Below are 18939 nucleotides of genomic sequence, written 5' to 3'. Positions count from 1 at the left end.
GTCAGGCAAGCCATCCTCACCGCGCTCGCGCAGCCGCCCCCAATCCGTTGTCCCCACTGCCGCAGAACCATCTCCGCTAAAAATCTGCCAAAGTAGTGCTAGGGCGATTAGCCAATCTCCCTCCTTGTGGGGGAGATGGCCGGCAGGCCAGAGGGGGGCGCTGTCCCGCCGGCGCTTGTGAACCTGCCACTATCCGCTCAGCGCTGATACCGACAAACGATTAATCCGCCGCATCCAGCATGAAATGGCGGTCGGCTTGCTTCCTCCAAACATACATCCTCACGTCACGCTCACGCCGATCGCCTTTTGCATCGAACGTCAGATCGCCAACCACGGTAGGGATCGGCTGGCCTGATCTTATGGAAGCGGCAACAGCCCTTGGTGCCTGGACTCCAGCCATTTTGATACCATTGGCGATCACTTGAACAGCCGCGTAAGTCTTCAACGTATAGGCTTCCGGCTCGAAACCTTGCGATCGAAAGCGCCTGACGACGTCCTGTGCGGCTGGGTTATCACGGTCCTCGAATGAAAACATGATCAGGGTGCCTTCAACTGCCGGCCCCGCTATTGCCGACAGATCTTTGACCATAGCTCCGTCCCCGGAAATGAACTGGACTTTCAATCCGGCCTCGCTGGTTTCCCGAATAAGCCGCCCGAAATCATCGGCGAGCCCCGCGAAAAAGACCGCTCCGATCTTTGCGGCCTCGATCTTGGCGACGAGTCTGGAGAAGTTGGCTTGTCCAGGCTCAATCCTACTGAACAGCTTTTCGGGTCGGCGCTTGGCCAACAATGCCTTTCTCGCTTTTGCGGCTAAGCCATCGCCATAGGTGTGCCGTCGCTCACAATCGCCAGATTTCTTGCGGAAAAGTGTCCTGCCATATACTCGCCAGCAAATGTGCCCTGCACATCGTCTCGTCCCGCCGTACGGATGGTGTTCCATAGCTTGGCGTCGGTGAGTGCAGGATTCGTCGATGCCGGACTCACCATCAACGTGTTGTTCTTCGCGTAGATGATCGAAGCCGGGATTGAAGCGCCGGAATTGTAGTGGCCAATGACGAAGCGAACACCGCCTTTTGCCAGCTTCCTAGCGACGGAAATTGCCGCGTCCGGCCTGCCCTCGTCATCAAGAAATGTGAGTGTTATCTTCCGCCCACCGATGCCGCCCTCACCGTTGATATCGTCCGCTGCCAGTTGGGCACCACGCCGCATCTCCTCGCCATAGACGGCCCAATCTCCGGTCATCGGCCCGACCACCGCCATAGGGATGTCGGATGATTCCGCGACGGCAAGGCGGGGTGCAATTGTCGCCAGCAAGGCAAACACCGCCAATCCAAGCAAGCGCAAAAGGACAAATCTCTTCGGCAATTTGCTCAATCACCCTCCGTATCCCCGGGCGAGATCTGAGGAGGAGTTCACTTGAAACACAAGCAGAAATTGCCGCTTTTCTCTAGGCACCATATGATCCCAGCGCGTAAATAAAAACAGCTCAGCCGCCTGCTTGTCCCACCCCGATCAGTTGGACTAGCCGAGAAAACCAATAAACCGCCCCGCAAACAGCACGGACGTCCACAACACCAGCGAAAGCACCGCCAGGACGATGGCGACCCCGCCGGCCGGCTCGTCACCGTCTTTTGCGCGGCGCATGAAGACGAGAAAGTTGGCCCCGGCGAGGAGGATAAGTGTCATTTTAGCCAGGAAAACCGGCATCGCCACATATTCGCTCGCCCTGACTGAAAACAGCAGCGAGCCCGTGACAAGCGCACCGCCGAACGCGCCCAATGCGGTGCGGCGCAGCAGCGCCACGAACGCCGCCTGCGGCAGCGACCGGAAGGCGCCCAGAATCCTGAGGTCGATCAGCCAGACGCTGGTCAGCAACGCGCCGATCGACATGATGTGCAGCGCATTGATTATGGGGTAGGCGACGAAGGAGGCCTTCAGCCCCCGCACCAAAGCGAGTTGCTCGATGCCGGCGAAAAACCCGTCCATTCAGGCCGGCGGCACGCGGTCGGGATAGACATCATAGGTCTTGCCGCCGACGATGATGCGGACTGCCTTCATGCGCTTTTCGCTCTCGTCGCGCGAGCGATGGCCGATCGCCGTCACCTCGTCGCTGACCTTGGCAACACCTTCCGTGAAGCCGGCAGCGATCGTGCGGGAGGGCGGAGCCATCTCCACCCGCCAGACCGCGCCCTCGGCGTCGACATCCAGCGTGGCGTGCGGGTTGCCGATATAGATGGCCGTGATCCGGCCCTTGAGTTCGAAAAACCCGTCCTGCGTCCACGACCAGCCATGATGGGCATAGGCTGCGGTGGCGGCGACAAGGATCACCGCCGCGGCCAGCGCGACGCTCCGGTTGAAAGGTGACTGCATCGCTCGTCTCCTCGGTTCCGGCATTAGAGGGTAGGTCAGCGCGCCGCAGCGTCAAATCACATGAGGGCCTTTGGGGCGCTGCGCTCCACAGCCATGGTAACGGCATGGATCCTAGGGTCTGCGCTCCGCTTCGCGTTCGCTCCGCCCTAGGATGACGAAGCGAGGGGAGGTTTCCAGCCAATCTCCAACGTCCGCGATTGGCTTATGCACTGTACCTTCGTCATCCTAGGGCGGAGCAGGAGCGAAGCGACGTCGCGGAGACCCTAGGATCCATGCCGTTACCTTCGAGCGTCGGAGCCTCTGCTGAACATCGCCGCACTTACCAAGGCGCTTGCCCCGACCTCTCACCCGCCCAGTCCACCTCGACCATCCCCAGCCGCTCATAAAGCCGCACCGCAGCCGCGTTCTCGACCGTGTTGGTCTTGAGATCGACATGCGTCGCGCCCCTTGCCTGAAACACCGCGAAGGCGTGCCGCATTAGCGCCTCGGCAATGCCCTTGCCGCGCGCCTCGGGATGGACGGCAAGATCCTTGACGAAAGCCCGCGTCCAGCAGAGCGCGGCACCCGCCAGCCGGCCCTTGCGATCGATGACCAGGAAACACAAAGCCGGGTCGAATTCCGCGTCGCCCGAAATGCGCGGCCACCATTCGTCGAACGGCCCGTCGGCGCCGTCGTCGAACACCGCGGTCAACAGCGTATGCAAAGCGAGTGCATCGGCGGCTTCGAAGGCGCGCATGAAGAAACCTTCCGGCCAGCGCGGCGCCAGAAGCGTGTCGTCGAGGATCTTGCGCAGTCTTATTTCGTTTGGCGCCGGCGGACGCGGCTCAGGCATCGGGCTGCATGCGGCGGCGCAGGCGGTCGCTGCCGAGTCCGGTTTCGCCCAGCATCCCCTTGCGCTTGGCGTCGTAGTAATAGCCGCTCTGGTAGAGCCGGTCGGCGCGCTTGGGGTTGCCGCCTGAGACTAGCCAGGCGCCACGCAGATATTTCACCGCATATTTCAAATTGGTCTCGGCGTCGAACAGGCCGCTTGCCGGTCCATCATAACCCATGCCGCGCGCCGTCGCGTGCTTGATCTGCATCAGCCCCCAATGGCCGCGATTGTAGGCTTTCGGGTTGAAGGTGCTCTCGCGGTTGACGACGCTGCGCACCAGATCGACCGGTACCTGGTAAAGCGCGGAATATTTCTCGATCAGCCGCTCGATCTCGCTGCGGCCGCCGGCGTTCGACTGGCCCTCTGCCAGGTCGGTCGCGGCCAGAGCGGCCGGGTTCTGCGGCACGGTGTAGGAAACCGGCTGAACGCCGGGCATGGCGGCGGTCTGTTCGGTGACCGGCATGGCGACAGCGGCCGTTGCGATGGCTGGCTGGGCATTGGCGGTCATGACGGCGGGCGCAGAAGCCGCCAGCGGCGTCGGCCCGGCAAAGGCGGCGGCCGGCTCGACCGGCAGCGCTGCCGTCTGGGCGAGGTCGGACGGTTCCGGCAGCACCGAAACCGTGTCGGGCAGCGCCAGCGTGAAGCCGGCATCGGTGTTGGCCGTATTTTCTATGAAGGCGGGCGCCGGGGTCACCGGCGAAGTCGAGGTGCAACCGCTGAGAGCGGCCACGGCCAACACCGCCGCAAGGACGGGAAAGAGGAATTTTGCTGGCAAGCGGCGCTCGGGTCCGGTTCGTCGGGTGTTAAGAAAGTCCTTACACCAGCATCTTTCCCCCTGCAATCCGCGGTAGAAGGTGGTTTTCGGGTGGCGAGCCGGGCCGGGAAATGCGATATTGTTCTGGATTTGTACTTCGCAGGATTCCGGAAAGGAGCACGCCATGAATGCCTCTCATGCTACCGCCGGCCACGCGGTCTTCGAAACCGTGCTCGGCTTCATGGGCATCGCCTGGAGCGAGGCCGGGCTGACCCGGCTCTGCCTGCCGCAGCGCAATCGCGACGCGGTCGAGCGCCGGTTGCTGCGCCATGCCGCCGCCGACCAGGCAGCGAAGCCCGAGCCGCAATGGGTTGCCGAACTGATCGCGTCGATCAAGGCCTATGCCGCCGGCGAGGACGTCGATTTCTCCGGTGTGCCGGTCGATCTCAGCGGCGTCGACGAGTTCCGCCTGGCGATTTATGACGCGGCGCGAAAGCTCGCCTTCGGCGAAACCACCACCTATGGCGAACTGGCCAAACGCGCTGGCCATGCCGGGCTCGCGCGTGAGACGGGCGCGGCGCTCGGCGCCAACCCAGTGCCGCTGGTCATCCCTTGCCATCGCATCCTTGCCGCCGGTGGCAAGATCGGCGGATTTTCCGCGCCCGGCGGCTCGGCCACCAAGGAAAAGATGTTGGCCATGGAAGGCGTGCGGGTTGGCCCGCCGCCGCCCGCGCAGGTGTCGTTCGGGTTTTAGGTATGTCGATATTCAGGTGATGCCGGCACCCTGGGACGTCAACCGCCCCTAATCCGGAAGCAGGCGCCGGCGGAAACGCCGGTCGATCTCCACCCGCTTGCACTTATAGACGGTGCAGGAATTCGTATCGGCGCTCGGCACCGAGGCCCGCGCCCTGACCTCGCCGATGTCGCAGAATTGCTGGCTCCGCACATAGCGGTCGTAGAGCGCCAGCCCCGGCACGCGCGCCGATCTGTAGCGCAGGATGACCGCACCCTCGCGCGCGATCGTCGCCTGCACCTTGCCGCAGCTCATGCGCGTCGGATCGTAGCGCGAGACCGCCTGCGCCTCGGCGGCCACCAGCGTCAGGCAAGCGGCAAGTAGAACGATTTTCATGGCCCTCTCCCCAAACCCGGTCGCGCCTGAAGCCGGCGCGATCCTCTCGCGTCAGGCGCGCAACGACGACGCTCTCACGCGATTGGGGCGGCCGTTGGGCAGCGTTGCCGCGGCGCCATTTTCCGCCCCGTCTTGTTTTTTGTGCGGAAGCATATTATATGCGGTCCATTGATATTTCGGCCGATCGATCCGGGCCTCGCGATATTCGCGTTTGCTGACGTTCTATCTCCAAAATCTCGATACAAACCGGCTGGGTTTCGGTCCAGTCAAACTAAAGCAAACGTAAAGGACTATCGAAATGGCAACAGGTACGGTCAAGTGGTTTAATTCCACCAAGGGTTTTGGCTTCATCCAGCCTGACAGCGGCGGCGCGGACGTTTTCGTTCACATCTCCGCAGTCGAGCGCGCTGGACTGTCGACCCTGGTCGAAGGCCAGAAGATCAACTTCGAGATCGAGCAGGACCGCCGCACTGGCAAGTCGTCCGCTGGATCTCTGAGCAAGGCAGCCTGATTTTGCGAATGGTGCGCGCCGGGCGATAGCCCGGGGCGCGCGGCAAGTCACGGATGTACTGGCGGTCGCGCGAGAAGCGCGCCGGAGCGAAAGACCCCGACAAGTCGACGCAGCAGATTGCTGCCGGCCCGGCCAAAACGCTCCCGATCAGGCTACCAAGCATGGGAAGGCGGGATTTTGTCCCGCCTTTTTGCTGTCTGGATTCCGATGAACCACCGCCTTGGTCCTATGGGACCACTTTGTGGTGTTTTTACCCCGGTCATGGTATCATCAACCCATGAGCAAGCTTGAACAGATTGAGAAATCCGTCGCCGAACTAAACCCCGAAGAGCTCAAGGCGTTTGCCGCATGGTTCGAGGCGCTGCAGGCCGACATGTGGGACCGTCAGTTCGAAGCCGACGCCAAGGCCGGCAGGCTGGACAGGCTTGCCGAGCAGGCCTTGGCTGATCATCGGGCCGGCCGGACTCGGCCTCTGTGAAGCATTTTGCCACTCCCTCGTTTTGGGAGGCTTACGCAAAACTGCCCTCGTTGATCAAAGCAAAGGCGAACAGACGTTTCGCCAAACTGAATTCTGAGCCGTTCCACCCGTCGTTGCATTTCAAACAGGTCGGGCGCTATTGGTCGGCGCGGGTTGATGTCAATTACCGCGCCGTAGCTGTTCGCGACCACGATGACGTGGTCTGGTTCTGGATAGGCACCCATTCGGAATATGATCGCCTGCTGAAATAGCCGTGCGGCCATTCACGCCGCCGGCCGAAAGCCGCTAGCGCGACGTCCGGAGCGAGCCGCGAAGCGCGCGACAAGCATGAGGACAGAACTAAGGCAACCACTCCAGCGGCACATGCCCCGGGTCGGCCTCGACCCGTTGCAGCCAGGCGGCGACCGCCGGATAGGCGTCGAGCTGAAAGCCGCCCGTCTCGGCCGTATGCGTATAGGCATAGAGCGCAATGTCGGCGACGCTGAGCGCACTGCCGGCGAAGAAGCTGCTCCCGGCCAGGTGCTTATCCATGACGCCGAGCGCCTTGTTGCCGCGCTCCAGCGTCAGCGCCAGCCGCTCGGGCGTCGCGTCCTTGGCTCTTTCAGGGAAGGTCAGCAGCGCTCTGCGCACGGCGATATAAGGCTCGTGGCTGTATTGCTCGAAGAACAGCCACTGATAGGCCAGCGCGCGTTCGTATCTGTCCGCCGGCAGGAACCGCGTGCCTTCGGCGAGGTAGAGCAGGATGGCATTGGATTCGGCCAGCCGGCGGCCGTCGTCGAGTTCGAGCAGCGGCACCATGGCGTTCGGGTTTTTCGCGACATAGTCGGGCTTGCGCGTGTCGCCGGCATGCGAGCTGACCTCGACATTGGTGAAAGCGATGCCGAGCTTGGCCATCAACAGGCGCGGCTTGTAGCAATTGCCGCTGTCGATCATTCCATAGAGTATCATCGGTGCTCCCCCTTGCTCGCAACCACCCGTCTCAGGGCTTGATCCAGCCTCTATCGCGGCAGCGGCGGCTTCATCCAGTGATTTGTTTTGGCGTAACCATCAGCGCCGCTGATGCATTCATCCGAACAAAGGGATGACGTTGCTATCCCTGCCAAGCAGTCTGTCGCTCGACAGCGGCTCCTCATCGAACATCGTACCGGCCAGCGCCGGCCGGGCAAGATAAAAGCCCTGCAGCAGGTCGACGCCGCCATCCAGCGCGACGCGCAGATGCGTGGCGTTCTCGATGCCTTCGACCAGCACCTTGGCGCCACGGTCGTGCAGCGTCGAAACCAACGGCCGGAAAAACCGCTCGGCGGCGGCATGGCGGCAGAATTCGGCGAACCAGGTGCCGTCGATCTTGACGATGTCGGGCTGCACCAGCGCGACCCTTTCTTCCGTCGAATGCCCGGTGCCGAAATCGTCGATGGCGATACGGACGCCGTCGCGCCGCATCTCGCGCGCCAGGCTGACAAGCACCTTGTCGCCGGCAGCCTGCTCGGTGATCTCGCAGACCAGCATGCCGGGATGCAGGCCGAAATCCGCCAGATGCCTGGTCATCAGCCTGATTTCGGCCAGCGCCCGTGCGGGGTCATCGTTGATCAGCGGATTGTAGTTGAAGAACAGGTCGAGCCCGTCGACGCCGATGTTGCGGAAGTTGCGCAAATGCAGCACCCGACATATGGTTTCGACAAATAGCCGATCCGCTGCCGGCACGCCTTCGAAGAACATTTGCGGCGCCACCGGCCTGCCTGCACGATGCGGCTCGATCAGTCCCTCGACCGCGACGGCGGCGAGAAATCTGCCGCGCGGCGCGAAGACCGGCTGGTAGGCGCTCCTCAGCCGGAATGCGCCGTAGACGCCATATTCGATGCCGACCTCGTCGGCAAAGATCGCTTCGCCGACCTTGCGCCGCATATCGGCTTGCCCGGTCACGATGCCACCCTGCGGCCAAAGGGCCGCATCGGCCGTCGCGATGGCGGAACCGCCGCAGGCACCTTCTCCGCATCGGCCGACACCGCGGCCGCCTGCCCGCTCATGTCGAAGACGCGAAAGCTGGTCGGCGCAAGTTCGGGGCGCGCCAGCACGTAGCCCTGCACCATCGAGGCGCCCGACTTTTCGGCAAGCTCGAGCTGCCAGCCCGTCTCGATGCCCTCGAATACCGTACGGATGCCTTGCTCTTCAAAGCTGGTCACCATGGCGGTCAGCAAGGCGAAGCCGGCACCGGATTCCATCAGCGTCATGATCCAGTCGGCGTCGAACTTGACGATGTCCGGCCTGAGTTCCTTAATGCGATTGATGTCGGATTCGTCGGCGCCGTAATCGTCGACGGCAATGCGCAAACCATTGCCCCTGAGCGCCTCGACGAAATTGTAGAGCGTTTCCTGCGACGCCGATTTCTGCTCGGTGACCTCGCAGACGACGCGGCGCGGATCGATGTCGGCCTCGTGCAGCACCAGCCGCATGTCGCGCAGCGCCTTGTCGGCGATGCCGCGGTCGGTGAACACCGACGGATCGAAATTGATGAAGATGGAGGCGTCTCGCGGCAGGCAGGCGCCGGCGTTCAGAAGGTGCAGTGTCCGTGTCAACGCCTCGATATGCAGGCGGTCGACCGCCGGACAGCTGTTGAAGAAATTCATCGGCTGCTGCGGCTCGCCGTCGCGGAACGGCCGGATCAGCCCTTCGAAGGCGACGACGGAAAGCTTGCCCTTGTTGAAGGCGAAGATTGGCTGGAAAGCGCTTTGCAGCGTATAGAGCCCCCAGACACCGCTGACGGTGCCGTTATCTTGACGGATGATATGGGCAAGCTCGATGCTGCGCGTCACGGTTCCTCGCTGTGCGAGACTGGCAGACTGCCACGGTCCTGCCGTTCAAGCTTTTACCGATCGTTGATGAATTTATTGTTGCCAGCATTGCGCGCTGGCTCATCCGACAATGCCTGCGCTGGGCTTGCGCCGGGGCTTGCGCTTGACCAGATGATGCGACATGAGAGGCGCCGCGGCGCCTTCGCCGCGCCGGTCCTTTCTGGAGATATCTCTCATGGCCTTTCTTGCCGACGCCCTTTCGCGCGTAAAGCCTTCCGCGACCATCGCGGTGACGCAGAAAGCGCGCGAGCTGAAAAACGCCGGCCGGGACGTGATCGGGCTGGGCGCCGGCGAACCGGACTTCGACACCCCCGACAACATCAAGAACGCCGCAATCGAGGCGATCCGCCGCGGCGAGACGAAGTATCCGCCGGTCTCCGGCATCGTGCCGCTGCGCGAAGCAATCGCGAAAAAGTTCAAGCGTGAGAACAATCTCGACTACCGGACGGAGCAGACCATCGTCGGCACCGGCGGCAAGCAGATCCTGTTCAACGCCTTCATGGCGACACTGAACCCCGGCGACGAGGTGATCATCCCGCGGCCCTATTGGGTGAGCTATCCCGAAATGGTAGCGATCTGCGGCGGCACCTCGGCCTTTGTCGAGACCTCGATCGACAACGGCTTCAAGTTGACGGCGGCCGTGCTGGAGAAGGCGATCACGCCGCGCACCAAATGGCTGTTGATGAACTCGCCGTCCAACCCCTCGGGCGCCGCCTATACCGAAGCGGAGCTCAAGAGCCTGGCTGACGTGCTGTTGAAGCACCCGCATGTCTGGGTGCTGACCGACGACATGTACGAGCATTTGACCTATGGCGACTTCGTCTTCAAGACCATCGCCGAGGTCGAGCCTAAGCTTTATGAGCGCACACTGACGATGAACGGCGTGTCGAAGGCCTACGCCATGACCGGCTGGCGCATCGGCTATGCGGCAGGCCCGGTGCCGCTGATCAAGGCGATGGACATGATCCAGGGCCAGCAGACCTCCGGCGCCTGCACCATCGCCCAATGGGCGGCGGTCGAAGCGCTGAACGGGCCGCAGGATTTCATCCCGAAGAACAAGGCGATCTTCCAGGGCCGGCGCGATCTCGTCGTCTCGATGCTCAACCAGGCGCGCGGCATCACCTGCCCGTCGCCGGAGGGTGCGTTCTACGTCTATCCCTCCTGTGCCCAGCTGATCGGCAAGAAGACCAAGAGCGGCAAGGTGATCGACAGCGACGAAACCTTCTGCTCGGAACTGCTCGAGGCCGAGGGCGTGGCGGTTGTTTTCGGCTCGGCCTTTGGCCTCGGCCCGAATTTTCGCATCTCCTACGCCACGTCGGAGGCTCTGCTCGAAGAGGCCTGCACGCGCATCCAGCGCTTCACCGCCGCGCTGGCCTGAGACGTTTCAGTCGCCATACTGCTCGTCGCTGACCTTCTCCAGCCAGTCGACATGCACACTCTCGAGTGCCTCCTGCATGGCGATGTGGGTCATCGCCGATTTCGGCGCTGCGCCGTGCCAGTGCTTTTCGCCGGCCGCAAAGGAGACGACGTCGCCGGCCCTGATCTCCTGGATCGGCCCTCCCCAGCTTTGCGCGAGGCCGGCACCGGACGTGACATAGAGCGTCTGGCCGAGCGGATGCGTGTGCCAGTGGGTGCGGGCGCCGGGCTCGAAGCTGACCAGCGTCGCCCTGAGCCGCGCCGGCGCCTCTTTCTCGATGATCGGCGTCTGCAAAACCCGGCCGGTGAAATATGTCTCCGGCGCAACGATCGTCGGCACGCTGCCGCAGGCAATGATCTTCATCGTCGCAATCCTCGATTTGATTCCTCGGTGTGGGGACTTAGACCCTACCACTTTCGTCCGATGCCGGCTGCATGTCCTGCCGGCTACGGGCAAGGCGCGGCCAGAACAGGCCGGTGCGCGTGCGGTAGGCGTTGTAGGCATCGGCCAGCCTTGTCCGCGAAAATTTTCGCTCTTCGTCCAAGGCCGCGATCACATAGATCGTAACGATGCCGGCGACCGGCACCACCGCCCACACCGACCAGGTCGCGATGCCCCATCCGATCCAGAAGATGATGTAGGACGTGTAGAACGGATGGCGGACATGGAAATAGGGACCTTCGGTCACCAGGCTGTCGGGATTGTCCGGATCGAACGCGAAACGCAGCCGCGCCTTGCGCGAGACCGAGATCGCCCACCAGAAAAGCGCCGAGCTTGCCAGTTCGATGGCGAGCCCGACGATCTTCGCTGCAACCGGCTGCCGCTCGATCCACAGCAGTGCAAGAAAGAACACCGCCGTGCCGACCACGACGGCCGAAATGATCATGGCGCCTTGAGACATGCTCGATGACTGGAAATGCGCGCGCATCGACCAGGCATATTGGCCGAGCGTGGCGATGCTGCTGATCGAGAGGAGAAGGTCGAGTGTGGATTCCATCATCAGGGTCCCGGGGTTAGCTGTGGTGGATTCGCTGCATCATACTCGGCAGAAACCGAGAAATCATTTCTTAACCACCGTTCTAAACAACATGGTGACCTCGGCATGCGATGTTGACCTTGAGACAATCCGAAGGTCCAACCAGCTATGGCCGTTTCCCACCGCACGATCCGCACGCCGCAAGCGGATTTGCGCCTCAGCCAGTCGTCGGGACCAGGCATCCCGCTTGTCCTGATCCACGGCTCGGGCAGTTCGCGCGCCGTATTCGCCCGCCAATTCGACAGCCCGTTGGCCGCTGCCCATCGATTGATTGCTTTCGACCTGCCCGGCCATGGCGAATCGTCTGACGCCCGCGATCCGGCGACGGACTACACCATCGCCGGCCTTGCCCAGTCGGCGGCTCAGCTCCTCGATACCTTGGGGATCGGCCGCGCCGTCGTCTTCGGCTGGTCGCTTGGCGGGCACGTGGCAATCGAGCTCGCGAGTTTCCACCGCGCCGTCGGCGGGCTGATGCTAACCGGCGCGCCGCCGGTATCCAAGGGCCCTTTCGGCATGCTGCGCGGCTTCCATGCGCATTGGGACATGCTGCTGGCGTCCAAAAAGACGTATTCCGAACGCGATGCCGAGCGCTTCGAAACGCTCTGCTTCGGCGACACCGCCGACCCGTCCTTCCGCAAAACCATCCTGCGCACCGACGGCCGGCTGCGCGCCGCGGTGACGCGCGGCATGCTCACCGGCAAGGGCGCCGACCAGCGACAGGTGGTCGAGCAAGCCGCATTTCCGGTCGCCATCGTCAATGGCGAGAACGATCCGTTCGTCCGGCTCGGCTATTTTGAGACGCTCGCCTACGGCTCGCTGTGGGAGCATTGCCAAATCGTCCCCGGCGCCGGGCATGCGCCTTTCTGGGAACGTGCGGACCTGTTCAATCCGCTGCTCGCGCGCTTTGCCGAGACGGTGGCAGTGCAGCGCGTGGACGCAACCCCGCTGGCGTCGCGCCTAGCCGGCACCGGCTGAACCCGAACGTCAACTTCAAATCCCTTCAACTTCAAATCCCTTGCCCTCCCGGCCTGCCCGTGGGACGATGCCCTTTGGGTAGGTGGCAAATTGAAAAAAGCCTCGCCCGCGACGGCCGACAGGCCGGCCGCCGCTCACAGGGAAACGCCTGAGTGGAGGTCAGCCATGGGTACTCGCGCCGGAGGACGACGCACGGGACCGAAATGCATTGCCATAGTCGGTCCCTTCGCAAGCGGTAAGACGACACTTCTCGAAGCCATACTCGCCCGTACAGGCGCCATTCCCCGCCAAAATCCCGTTTCGTCGGGAAATACCGTTTCCGATCATTCGCCCGAGGCGCGTGCCCATGCGATGAGCGTCGAGGCGACCTTCGCTACCACCGAATTCATGGGCGAGCCGTTCACCTTCGTCGATTGTCCCGGTTCCATCGAATTCTCCTTCGAAGCCGAGCCGGTGCTGGCCGCCTGCGACGTCGCCGTCGTCGTCGCCGAAGCCGACGAGAAGAAGATTCCTGCCCTGCAGCTGATCATGCGCAAGCTCGATGATCTCGGCGTGCCGCGCATCCTGTTCCTGAACAAGGTCGACAAGGCGATAGCAGGCGTGCGCGACACGCTGAAGATGCTCCAGCCTGCAAGCTCGGTGCCTCTGCTGCTGCGCCAGATCCCGCTGCGCAAGGACGGCGTCGTCATCGGCTCGATCGATCTTGCTCTGGAGCGAGCCTACATCTACCGCGAATATGCCGAGAGCGAGGTCGCGCAGATCCCGAGCGACGACAAGGCGCGCGAGCTCGAGGCGCGCTTTTCCATGCTGGAGACGCTCGCCGACCATGACGACCGGCTGATGGAGCAATTGCTGGACGAGATCGAACCGCCAAAGGATGCCATCTTCGACGATCTTGCCGCCGACCTGCGCGACGGCATAGTGACGCCGGTGCTGATCGGCACCGCCGAGAAGGGCAATGGCGTGCTGCGCCTGTTGAAGACAATCCGTCACGACGCACCCGACATCGAGGCGACGCGCCAGCGTCTCGGCGCGCCCGATGGCAACGCCACCGTGGTCCAGGTGATGAAGACCGTCCACACCGCGCATGGCGGCAAGCTATCGGTGTCGCGCATCCTGTCCGGCCAGGTCGCCGACGCCGCCGAGCTGTTCCTTTCCAATGGCGAAACGGCAAAGGTCTCCGGCATCTACAAGATGCTCGGCAAGGACCAGATCAAGCTGACTTCGGCCAAGGCCGGCGACACGGTCGCGCTCGGCAAGCTCGACGCCGTCAGGACCGGCCAGACGCTGAGCTCGACCAAGGGCGGCATCAAGCCGCTGGTCACGCTGGCGCCGCCGCAACCGGTCTTCGCCTTCGCGCTGCGGCCGAAAGAGCGCAAGGACGAGGTGAAGATGTCGGCGGCCATCCAGCGCCTGGCCGAGGAAGATCCCTCGCTCAACCTGCATCACAACCAGGATTCGGCCGAAACCGTGCTGTCCGGCCATGGCGAGATGCATCTGCGCGTCGTGCGCGAGCGGCTGGAAGGCAAGAACCAGATCCCGGTCGAAGGCCATGTGCCGGCCGTGCCCTACCGCGAGACGATCCGCAAAGCGACGCAGCAGCGCGGCCGCCACAAGAAACAATCGGGTGGCCACGGCCAGTTCGGTGACGTGGTGATCGAGATCAAACCGCTGCCGCGCGGGTCAGGCTTCCAGTTCACCGATACGATCACCGGCGGCGTCGTGCCGAAGACCTACATCCAGTCGGTCGAGACCGGCGTGCGCGATTACCTGAAATCCGGGCCGCTCGGCTTCCCGGTCGTCGATGTTGCCGTCAACCTTTCCGACGGCTCCTACCATGCCGTCGATTCCTCCGATATGGCCTTCCAGATGGCGGCGAAGCTGGCGATGAAGGAAGGTATGGCCGCGTGCTCGCCGGTGCTGCTCGAACCGGTGATGAAGGTCGAGATCGTCACGCCGTCGGATGCGACGTCGAAGATCATCGCACTGATCCCGCAGCGGCGCGGCCAGATCCTCGGCTACGACGCGCGGCCTGATTGGCCCGGATGGGACGTTGTTGAGGCGACCATGCCGCAGGCCGAGATCGGCGACCTCATCATCGAGCTGCGCTCGGCCACTGCGGGTGTCGCCAGCTACCGGGCCCTCTTCGACCACATGGCCGAACTCACCGGCCGGCTGGCCGACGAAGCGCTGAACGCCAACGGCAAGGCCGCCTGAAACGGCAGCTTGCGGCCAGAACACAAGGAAGCACACAAGGAAACGGCGCCCGGATCATCCGGGCGCCGTTTCGTTGCGGACCGTCTTCGTGGGAGGCGAAACGGCAGGTCCGCCGCATGCTTGCCGCCGGTGTCTGGCGGCGGAGGAAGGTTCGGACGCGGTAGCTGCCTGAGCCCGGGTCGTCCGAGTGATGCCCCCATCCCCCGGACGAGCCACACCGCGTCCTATGCTCTGCTTACCCGATTTGGCGTGCTCACGCATGTTACCCGAGGTTACATGTCACTGTTACGCGCCAGTTCCGGCCGATTTTCTGGCGATGTGTTGGTTTCGGGCAACAAAAAAGCCGGATCAATGAAGACCCGGCTGAGTTTGATTGGAAGTGCCTGTTAAGGCTAACCTCCAGAGGGGAACACTCGAGAGCGCTAATGGGAGGAGAACGCGCTCAGGAGATGATCTATATATGTGCTCTTCATGCCCAAGAAACAAGCATCTATTTTGCAACACTCACATGCAAAAAGGCGCCGGCTGTGGTCTAATCCGTCCCGAAGCGCAATAGGACCAGTTGAATCGCTGAAATGCAGCCTGCGGCAAGGCAAAAATCGATCCGCGGCCGCGAATCAGCAGCGATTCCTGCTCCGAAAGTCGAAAACCGCAGGATGACGTGGAATCGTGCAGCACGCGTTTGTTTTTTCGGCAGCCAGACCTTGCTGGGTGCATGTCGCCCAAAAGCCCGCCATCGGCGTCGCAACCTAGGCTGACTATCGACGCACTCTAAAACGACCAGCTGCGCGCCTTGGCGATGATGAAATCGCGGAAGACATGCAGCTTCGCCTGGTTCTTCATCGCGTCGGGATAGGCGAAATAGGTATCGAAGGACGGCACTTCGGTTTCGGGCAACAACTGCACCAGCCCGGAATCCTTGCTGACCACATAATCCGGCAGCATGGCGATGCCGGCGCCGCCCTGCACCGCCCGCTTGATCGACAGGATGTCGTTGATCTGCAGCGTCGGCACCCTTTGCCCGCCTTCGAAATCGCCGACCGTCTCCAGCCAGTTCAGTTCCGACAGATGCGCCGGCACCGGCACGCCGAAGGTGACGATGCGATGGGCCTTCAGCTCGGCGATCGAATTCGGCTTGCCGTATTTATTCACATAGGAGGGCGCCGCGTAGAGATGGAAATGCACGGTGAACAGGCGGCGCTGGATGAGGTCCGGCTGCTGCGGCTGGCGCAGCCTGATGGCGCAGTCGGCCTGGCGCATGGTGAGATCGAGCTCCTCATTGGCCAGGATGAGCTGCAGGCTGACCTCGGGATAGAGCTCGATGAATTCCTGCACGCGCTCGGTCAGCCAGCCGGCGCCGAGGCCGACCGTGGTCGTCACCCTGAGCACGCCGGAGGGCCGGTCCTTGGTTTCGGTCAGTCGCGATTTGATGGTTTCGAGCTTCATCAGCACGTCGTGTGCCGTGCGGAACAGCATCTCGCCCTGCTCGGTCAGCACCAGGCCGCGGGCGTGGCGATTGAACAGCGGCACGCCGACGTCATGCTCGAGCGCGCTGACCTGCCGCGAGATCGCCGATTGCGACAAATGCAGTGTTTCCGCGGCATGGGTGAACGACCCCGCTTCTGCTGCGGCGTGAAACACGCGTAGCTTGTCCCAATCCAACGCCATGATTTCCCCTCGTCCTGTTTTCTGGCGTCCGCCTGTTTTGGCGTCTGAATGAAAAATCAGGCTTTTGCGCGGCTTTTCTCAGCCGCTTGTTCAACAATCACTCCGCCGCTTCGCGGTGAACCTCGATCCCTGCGAGATATTTTTCCGCCTCGAGCGCGGCCATGCAGCCGAGCCCGGCCGCCGTTACCGCCTGGCGGTAGATATCGTCGGTCACGTCGCCGGCGGCGAACACGCCCGGCATGTCGGTGCGGGTCGAATCCGGTGCCGTCCACAGATAGCCGTTCGGCTTCTGCTTCAGCTTGCCGGCAAACAGCTCGACCGCCGGCGCGTGGCCGATCGCCACAAACACGCCGTCGACCACCAGATGCATCTCCTGCCCGGTCACCACATTGCGCAGCTTCAGCCCTTCGACCGAAGGCGGCATTGGCGCCTTGCCGGGCCGGCCGGTGATCTCGTCGACCACCGTATCCCAGATGACGCGGACATTGTCCTTCTGCAGCAGCCGCTCGCGCAGGATGCGCTCGGCGCGGAAATCGCTGCGCCTGTGGATGACGGTGACGCTCTTGGCCAGGTTGGAGAGATAGAGCGCTTCCTCCACCGCCGAATTGCCGCCGCCGATCACCGCGACATCCTTGCCGCGATAGAAGAAGCCGTCGCAGGTGGCGCAGGCCGAGACGCCAAAGCCCATGAAGGTGTGTTCGCTCGGGATGCCCAGCCACTTCGCCTGCGCGCCGGTGGCGATGATCAGCGCGTCGGCGGTATAGGTCGTACCGGAATCGCCCTTGGCGCGGAACGGCCGCACATTGAGGTCGACCTCGGTGATGATGTCGTTGACGATGTCGGTGCCGACATGCTCGGCCTGCTTGAGCATTTCGCTCATCAGCCATGGGCCCTGGATCGGGTCGGCGAAGCCCGGATAGTTTTCGACATCGGTGGTGATCATCAGTTGCCCGCCCTGCTGCAGGCCGGCGACCAGCATCGGCTTGAGCATGGCGCGGGCGGCATAGATCGCCGCCGTATAGCCGGCGGGGCCGGAGCCGATGATGAGAACAGGCGCATGCTTGGTGATCATGAAAAACCTCTGCGGGGAGCAGCCATGGATTGTGGCATGAACTCTCGTCGATTGTTGCGCGTAATGTAAGTGTTGCCTGCGACGCGAGCAAGGCAAGTTGCCGTTCGTCCCCGGAAAGCTTCGGCGCCGGCGACAAGCAACCCGCAGCAAGATGATGCAAAAATCCTCGATCCAGCGGATGGAATAGACAGCAAAGTCGTTTAATTACAAAGTCGCGAAAGATTCTTTCGCGTCATCACGGAAGCCACCATGCCGATCAAGGCCGATCTCGATGCCATCGACTGGAAGATCCTGCGCGAGCTTCAGCAGGACGGACGCATGACCAATGTCGAACTGTCGAGCCGCGTCGGCATTTCGGCGCCGCCGTGCCTGCGCCGCGTCAGGCGGCTGGAAGAGGCCGGCATCATCCGCGGCTACCGCGCTTTGCTCAACGCTCCGGCGCTCGGCCTCGACGTCGTCGCCTTCTGTCTGATCGGCCTGCATCACCAGGCCGACGCCGAACTCAAGACCTTTGCCGAGCGCACCCGCGGCTGGCCGATCGTGCGCGACGCCTGGATGGTGTCGGGCGAGTCCGATTTCCTGCTACATTGCGTGGCGAGCGATCTCGGCACCTTCCAGACCTTCGTCATCGAGGAACTGGCCTCGGCCCCCAATGTCGATACGGTGCGAACCGCGCTGACCATCCGCCGGGTCAAAGACGAAGGGCTGGTGGCGTTTTCGGCTTAAGAGAGCAGGCAAAGCGGCTGCGAAACAAAAACCCGGAAACAAAAAACCCGCCTCGGCGGGCGGGATCGTCGGTGGAAATCATCACCATAGCCAAATTAGTAGCATAGCTGCCGGCACAAAGCAAGAACAAAATGTGGCTATGCGTCAAATAATAATCGCTACAGGCTAGGGCTGCCCCTCACCTTACCCTCTCCCCGTGAAGGACGGGGAGAGGGGTCGCCAGCGTTGCGGCTAGTCCCTTCTCCCCGTTGACAATTGACGGCCTCTACCCGGCCTGGCGCAATCACCCTGCGTCGCAGAGGCGCGTTTCGACCATTTCGCACAAATGGTGGTAGAGGCACAAATGCCCCTGCTGGATGATCGGCGTCGAGGTCGAGGGTACGTTGAGCAGGATGTCGGAGAGCGGCTTCAGCTTGCCGCCGGTGTCGCCGGTCAGGCTGACCACCGTCATGCCCATCATGCGCGCCTGTTGGGCGGCGGCGAGGATGCTTGGCGAATTGCCGCTGGTCGAGATGGCGAGCAGCACGGCGCCCGCCGAACCATGCGCCTCGACCTGGCGCGCAAACACCGTGTCGAAGCCGTAATCATTGCCCCAGGCGGTCAGCACCGCCGCGTTGGCCGGCAGCGCGATGACGTTGTAGGCCTTGCGCTCCCTGAGGAAGCGGCCGACCAGCTCGCCGGCGATATGGATGGCGTCGCTGGCCGAACCGCCATTGCCTGCTATCAGCAGCGCCTTGCCCTGCGAAAGCGCGGCGACGACGGCACTGACCGCCCGCTCCATCTCGCTGGTCAGGTCGCGCTCGACCATCGCCGAAATCGCGGCCGCCGAGCGGGCCAGGTAATCGTTCAGTTCGGACATGAAACCC

Annotated in this window: 21 protein-coding genes and 1 pseudogene; 8 read left to right on the top strand and 14 right to left on the bottom strand. The window is 62.9% G+C overall.

All coding sequences use genetic code 11. The features are described from left to right. Positions 1-220: 220 nt before the first annotated feature. The 5 genes and pseudogenes from NKH37_RS07375 to NKH37_RS07355 all read right to left on the bottom strand — a co-directional run bounded on the left by NKH37_RS07375 (position 221) and on the right by NKH37_RS07355 (position 4016). Positions 221-1242, bottom strand: a pseudogene (locus NKH37_RS07375) (branched-chain amino acid ABC transporter substrate-binding protein). A 279-nt stretch (positions 1243-1521) separates the two neighbouring features. Continuing rightward, a complete protein-coding gene (locus NKH37_RS07370) occupies positions 1522-1986 on the bottom strand; it encodes a DUF6644 family protein (protein ID WP_353004921.1) in 465 nt (154 codons plus the stop codon). Next, positions 1987-2370, bottom strand: coding sequence for a DUF6152 family protein (locus tag NKH37_RS07365; protein WP_352483163.1), 384 nt, complete (start codon positions 2368-2370; stop codon positions 1987-1989). Positions 2371-2689: 319 nt separating this feature from the next. After that, on the bottom strand, positions 2690-3202 hold the full coding sequence (locus NKH37_RS07360; protein ID WP_352639955.1) for a GNAT family N-acetyltransferase: 513 nt from the start codon (positions 3200-3202) through the stop codon (positions 2690-2692). Beyond that, positions 3195-4016: a transglycosylase SLT domain-containing protein gene (locus NKH37_RS07355; protein ID WP_353004919.1), complete on the bottom strand. Its 822-nt coding sequence runs from the start codon at positions 4014-4016 to the stop codon at positions 3195-3197. The genes NKH37_RS07360 and NKH37_RS07355 overlap by 8 nt, the downstream gene beginning before the upstream one ends. Positions 4017-4179: 163 nt before the next feature. Between NKH37_RS07355 and NKH37_RS07350 the strand changes: the two genes are divergently transcribed. After that, on the top strand, positions 4180-4749 hold the full coding sequence (locus tag NKH37_RS07350; protein ID WP_352639957.1) for a methylated-DNA--[protein]-cysteine S-methyltransferase: 570 nt from the start codon (positions 4180-4182) through the stop codon (positions 4747-4749). Between the two features lie 48 nt (positions 4750-4797). Here NKH37_RS07350 and NKH37_RS07345 read toward each other — a convergent pair whose 3' ends face one another. Continuing rightward, on the bottom strand, positions 4798-5124 hold the full coding sequence (locus NKH37_RS07345) for a hypothetical protein (RefSeq protein ID WP_023719370.1): 327 nt from the start codon (positions 5122-5124) through the stop codon (positions 4798-4800). 298 nt (positions 5125-5422) lie between these two features. Here NKH37_RS07345 and NKH37_RS07340 point away from each other — a divergent pair, with 298 nt between their 5' ends. The 3 genes from NKH37_RS07340 (at position 5423) to NKH37_RS07330 (ending at position 6364) form a co-directional block, all read left to right on the top strand. Then, entirely contained in the window at positions 5423-5635 is a 213-nt protein-coding gene (locus tag NKH37_RS07340) for a cold-shock protein (RefSeq protein ID WP_023678332.1), read from the top strand. A 277-nt stretch (positions 5636-5912) separates the two neighbouring features. Beyond that, positions 5913-6113, top strand: a complete 201-nt coding sequence (locus tag NKH37_RS07335) for a hypothetical protein (RefSeq protein WP_023719371.1) — start codon at positions 5913-5915, stop codon at positions 6111-6113. Next, complete coding sequence (locus NKH37_RS07330; RefSeq protein WP_353004917.1) at positions 6110-6364, top strand: type II toxin-antitoxin system RelE family toxin; 255 nt, start codon at positions 6110-6112, stop codon at positions 6362-6364. The genes NKH37_RS07335 and NKH37_RS07330 overlap by 4 nt, the downstream gene beginning before the upstream one ends. 88 nt (positions 6365-6452) lie before the next feature. Here NKH37_RS07330 and NKH37_RS07325 read toward each other — a convergent pair whose 3' ends face one another. The 3 genes from NKH37_RS07325 to NKH37_RS07315 all read right to left on the bottom strand — a co-directional run bounded on the left by NKH37_RS07325 (position 6453) and on the right by NKH37_RS07315 (position 8923). Beyond that, positions 6453-7061: a glutathione S-transferase family protein gene (locus NKH37_RS07325; protein ID WP_352494924.1), complete on the bottom strand. Its 609-nt coding sequence runs from the start codon at positions 7059-7061 to the stop codon at positions 6453-6455. Positions 7062-7178: 117 nt separating this feature from the next. Next, a complete protein-coding gene (locus NKH37_RS07320; protein WP_352494923.1) occupies positions 7179-8033 on the bottom strand; it encodes an EAL domain-containing protein in 855 nt (284 codons plus the stop codon). Then, positions 8030-8923 carry an EAL domain-containing protein gene (locus tag NKH37_RS07315; RefSeq protein ID WP_353004915.1) on the bottom strand — a complete coding sequence of 298 codons (894 nt, stop codon included), beginning with the start codon at positions 8921-8923 and terminating at the stop codon, positions 8030-8032. Before NKH37_RS07315 ends, NKH37_RS07320 begins: the two co-directional genes overlap by 4 nt. 214 nt (positions 8924-9137) lie before the next feature. Between NKH37_RS07315 and NKH37_RS07310 the strand changes: the two genes are divergently transcribed. Then, on the top strand, positions 9138-10340 hold the full coding sequence (locus tag NKH37_RS07310; protein ID WP_353004913.1) for a pyridoxal phosphate-dependent aminotransferase: 1203 nt from the start codon (positions 9138-9140) through the stop codon (positions 10338-10340). A gap of 6 nt (positions 10341-10346) precedes the next feature. Here NKH37_RS07310 and NKH37_RS07305 read toward each other — a convergent pair whose 3' ends face one another. Together NKH37_RS07305 and NKH37_RS07300 are read right to left on the bottom strand one after the other, a co-directional pair. Further along, a complete protein-coding gene (locus NKH37_RS07305) occupies positions 10347-10742 on the bottom strand; it encodes a (R)-mandelonitrile lyase (RefSeq protein WP_353004911.1) in 396 nt (131 codons plus the stop codon). A gap of 37 nt (positions 10743-10779) precedes the next feature. Beyond that, positions 10780-11379, bottom strand: coding sequence for a methyltransferase family protein (locus NKH37_RS07300; RefSeq protein ID WP_353040876.1), 600 nt, complete (start codon positions 11377-11379; stop codon positions 10780-10782). Positions 11380-11523: 144 nt separating this feature from the next. On the opposite strand from NKH37_RS07300, the gene NKH37_RS07295 reads away from it, so the two are divergent. Then, a complete protein-coding gene (locus NKH37_RS07295; RefSeq protein WP_353004907.1) occupies positions 11524-12390 on the top strand; it encodes an alpha/beta fold hydrolase in 867 nt (288 codons plus the stop codon). A 165-nt stretch (positions 12391-12555) separates the two neighbouring features. Further along, positions 12556-14607 carry an elongation factor G gene (locus NKH37_RS07290; RefSeq protein ID WP_353004905.1) on the top strand — a complete coding sequence of 684 codons (2052 nt, stop codon included), beginning with the start codon at positions 12556-12558 and terminating at the stop codon, positions 14605-14607. Between the two features lie 771 nt (positions 14608-15378). Here the strand turns inward: NKH37_RS07290 and NKH37_RS07285 are convergent. Together NKH37_RS07285 and trxB are read right to left on the bottom strand one after the other, a co-directional pair. Beyond that, on the bottom strand, positions 15379-16275 hold the full coding sequence (locus tag NKH37_RS07285; protein ID WP_023719100.1) for a LysR family transcriptional regulator: 897 nt from the start codon (positions 16273-16275) through the stop codon (positions 15379-15381). A 97-nt stretch (positions 16276-16372) separates the two neighbouring features. Further along, positions 16373-17347 (bottom strand): thioredoxin-disulfide reductase, encoded by a 975-nt coding sequence (gene trxB / locus NKH37_RS07280; RefSeq protein WP_023719101.1) that lies wholly within the window; start codon positions 17345-17347, stop codon positions 16373-16375. A 249-nt stretch (positions 17348-17596) separates the two neighbouring features. On the opposite strand from trxB, the gene NKH37_RS07275 reads away from it, so the two are divergent. After that, complete coding sequence (locus NKH37_RS07275) at positions 17597-18073, top strand: Lrp/AsnC family transcriptional regulator (protein ID WP_023678347.1); 477 nt, start codon at positions 17597-17599, stop codon at positions 18071-18073. A 283-nt stretch (positions 18074-18356) separates the two neighbouring features. Here the strand turns inward: NKH37_RS07275 and NKH37_RS07270 are convergent, their stop codons facing one another. Beyond that, the gene (locus tag NKH37_RS07270; protein WP_352586848.1) at positions 18357-18932 is read right to left on the bottom strand and encodes a D-sedoheptulose-7-phosphate isomerase; all 576 of its coding nucleotides are present in this window, start codon (positions 18930-18932) and stop codon (positions 18357-18359) included. Positions 18933-18939 lie beyond the last annotated feature (7 nt).

The sequence above is a fragment of the Mesorhizobium sp. M1217 genome (assembly GCF_040318275.1).
In the GTDB taxonomy this organism is placed as follows: domain Bacteria; phylum Pseudomonadota; class Alphaproteobacteria; order Rhizobiales; family Rhizobiaceae; genus Mesorhizobium.
The sequence above is the reverse complement of the archived record's forward strand: the minus strand, read 5'-3'. Positions and strand labels throughout refer to the sequence as shown.

Bases quoted from the DNA above. Each gene is read 5' to 3' on its own strand.
- NKH37_RS07370 (WP_353004921.1), bottom strand. From the start codon at position 1,986: ATGGACGGGTTTTTCGCCGGCATCGAGCAACTCGCTTTGGTGCGGGGG.
- NKH37_RS07365 (WP_352483163.1), bottom strand. From the start codon at position 2,370: ATGCAGTCACCTTTCAACCGGAGCGTCGCGCTGGCCGCGGCGGTGATC.
- NKH37_RS07360 (WP_352639955.1), bottom strand. From the start codon at position 3,202: ATGCCTGAGCCGCGTCCGCCGGCGCCAAACGAAATAAGACTGCGCAAG.
- NKH37_RS07350 (WP_352639957.1), top strand. From the start codon at position 4,180: ATGAATGCCTCTCATGCTACCGCCGGCCACGCGGTCTTCGAAACCGTG.
- NKH37_RS07345 (WP_023719370.1), bottom strand. From the start codon at position 5,124: ATGAAAATCGTTCTACTTGCCGCTTGCCTGACGCTGGTGGCCGCCGAG.
- NKH37_RS07340 (WP_023678332.1), top strand. From the start codon at position 5,423: ATGGCAACAGGTACGGTCAAGTGGTTTAATTCCACCAAGGGTTTTGGC.
- NKH37_RS07335 (WP_023719371.1), top strand. From the start codon at position 5,913: ATGAGCAAGCTTGAACAGATTGAGAAATCCGTCGCCGAACTAAACCCC.
- NKH37_RS07325 (WP_352494924.1), bottom strand. From the start codon at position 7,061: ATGATACTCTATGGAATGATCGACAGCGGCAATTGCTACAAGCCGCGC.
- NKH37_RS07310 (WP_353004913.1), top strand. From the start codon at position 9,138: ATGGCCTTTCTTGCCGACGCCCTTTCGCGCGTAAAGCCTTCCGCGACC.
- NKH37_RS07305 (WP_353004911.1), bottom strand. From the start codon at position 10,742: ATGAAGATCATTGCCTGCGGCAGCGTGCCGACGATCGTTGCGCCGGAG.
- NKH37_RS07300 (WP_353040876.1), bottom strand. From the start codon at position 11,379: ATGATGGAATCCACACTCGACCTTCTCCTCTCGATCAGCAGCATCGCC.
- NKH37_RS07295 (WP_353004907.1), top strand. From the start codon at position 11,524: ATGGCCGTTTCCCACCGCACGATCCGCACGCCGCAAGCGGATTTGCGC.
- NKH37_RS07290 (WP_353004905.1), top strand. From the start codon at position 12,556: ATGGGTACTCGCGCCGGAGGACGACGCACGGGACCGAAATGCATTGCC.
- NKH37_RS07285 (WP_023719100.1), bottom strand. From the start codon at position 16,275: ATGGCGTTGGATTGGGACAAGCTACGCGTGTTTCACGCCGCAGCAGAA.
- trxB (WP_023719101.1), bottom strand. From the start codon at position 17,347: ATGATCACCAAGCATGCGCCTGTTCTCATCATCGGCTCCGGCCCCGCC.
- NKH37_RS07275 (WP_023678347.1), top strand. From the start codon at position 17,597: ATGCCGATCAAGGCCGATCTCGATGCCATCGACTGGAAGATCCTGCGC.
- NKH37_RS07270 (WP_352586848.1), bottom strand. From the start codon at position 18,932: ATGTCCGAACTGAACGATTACCTGGCCCGCTCGGCGGCCGCGATTTCG.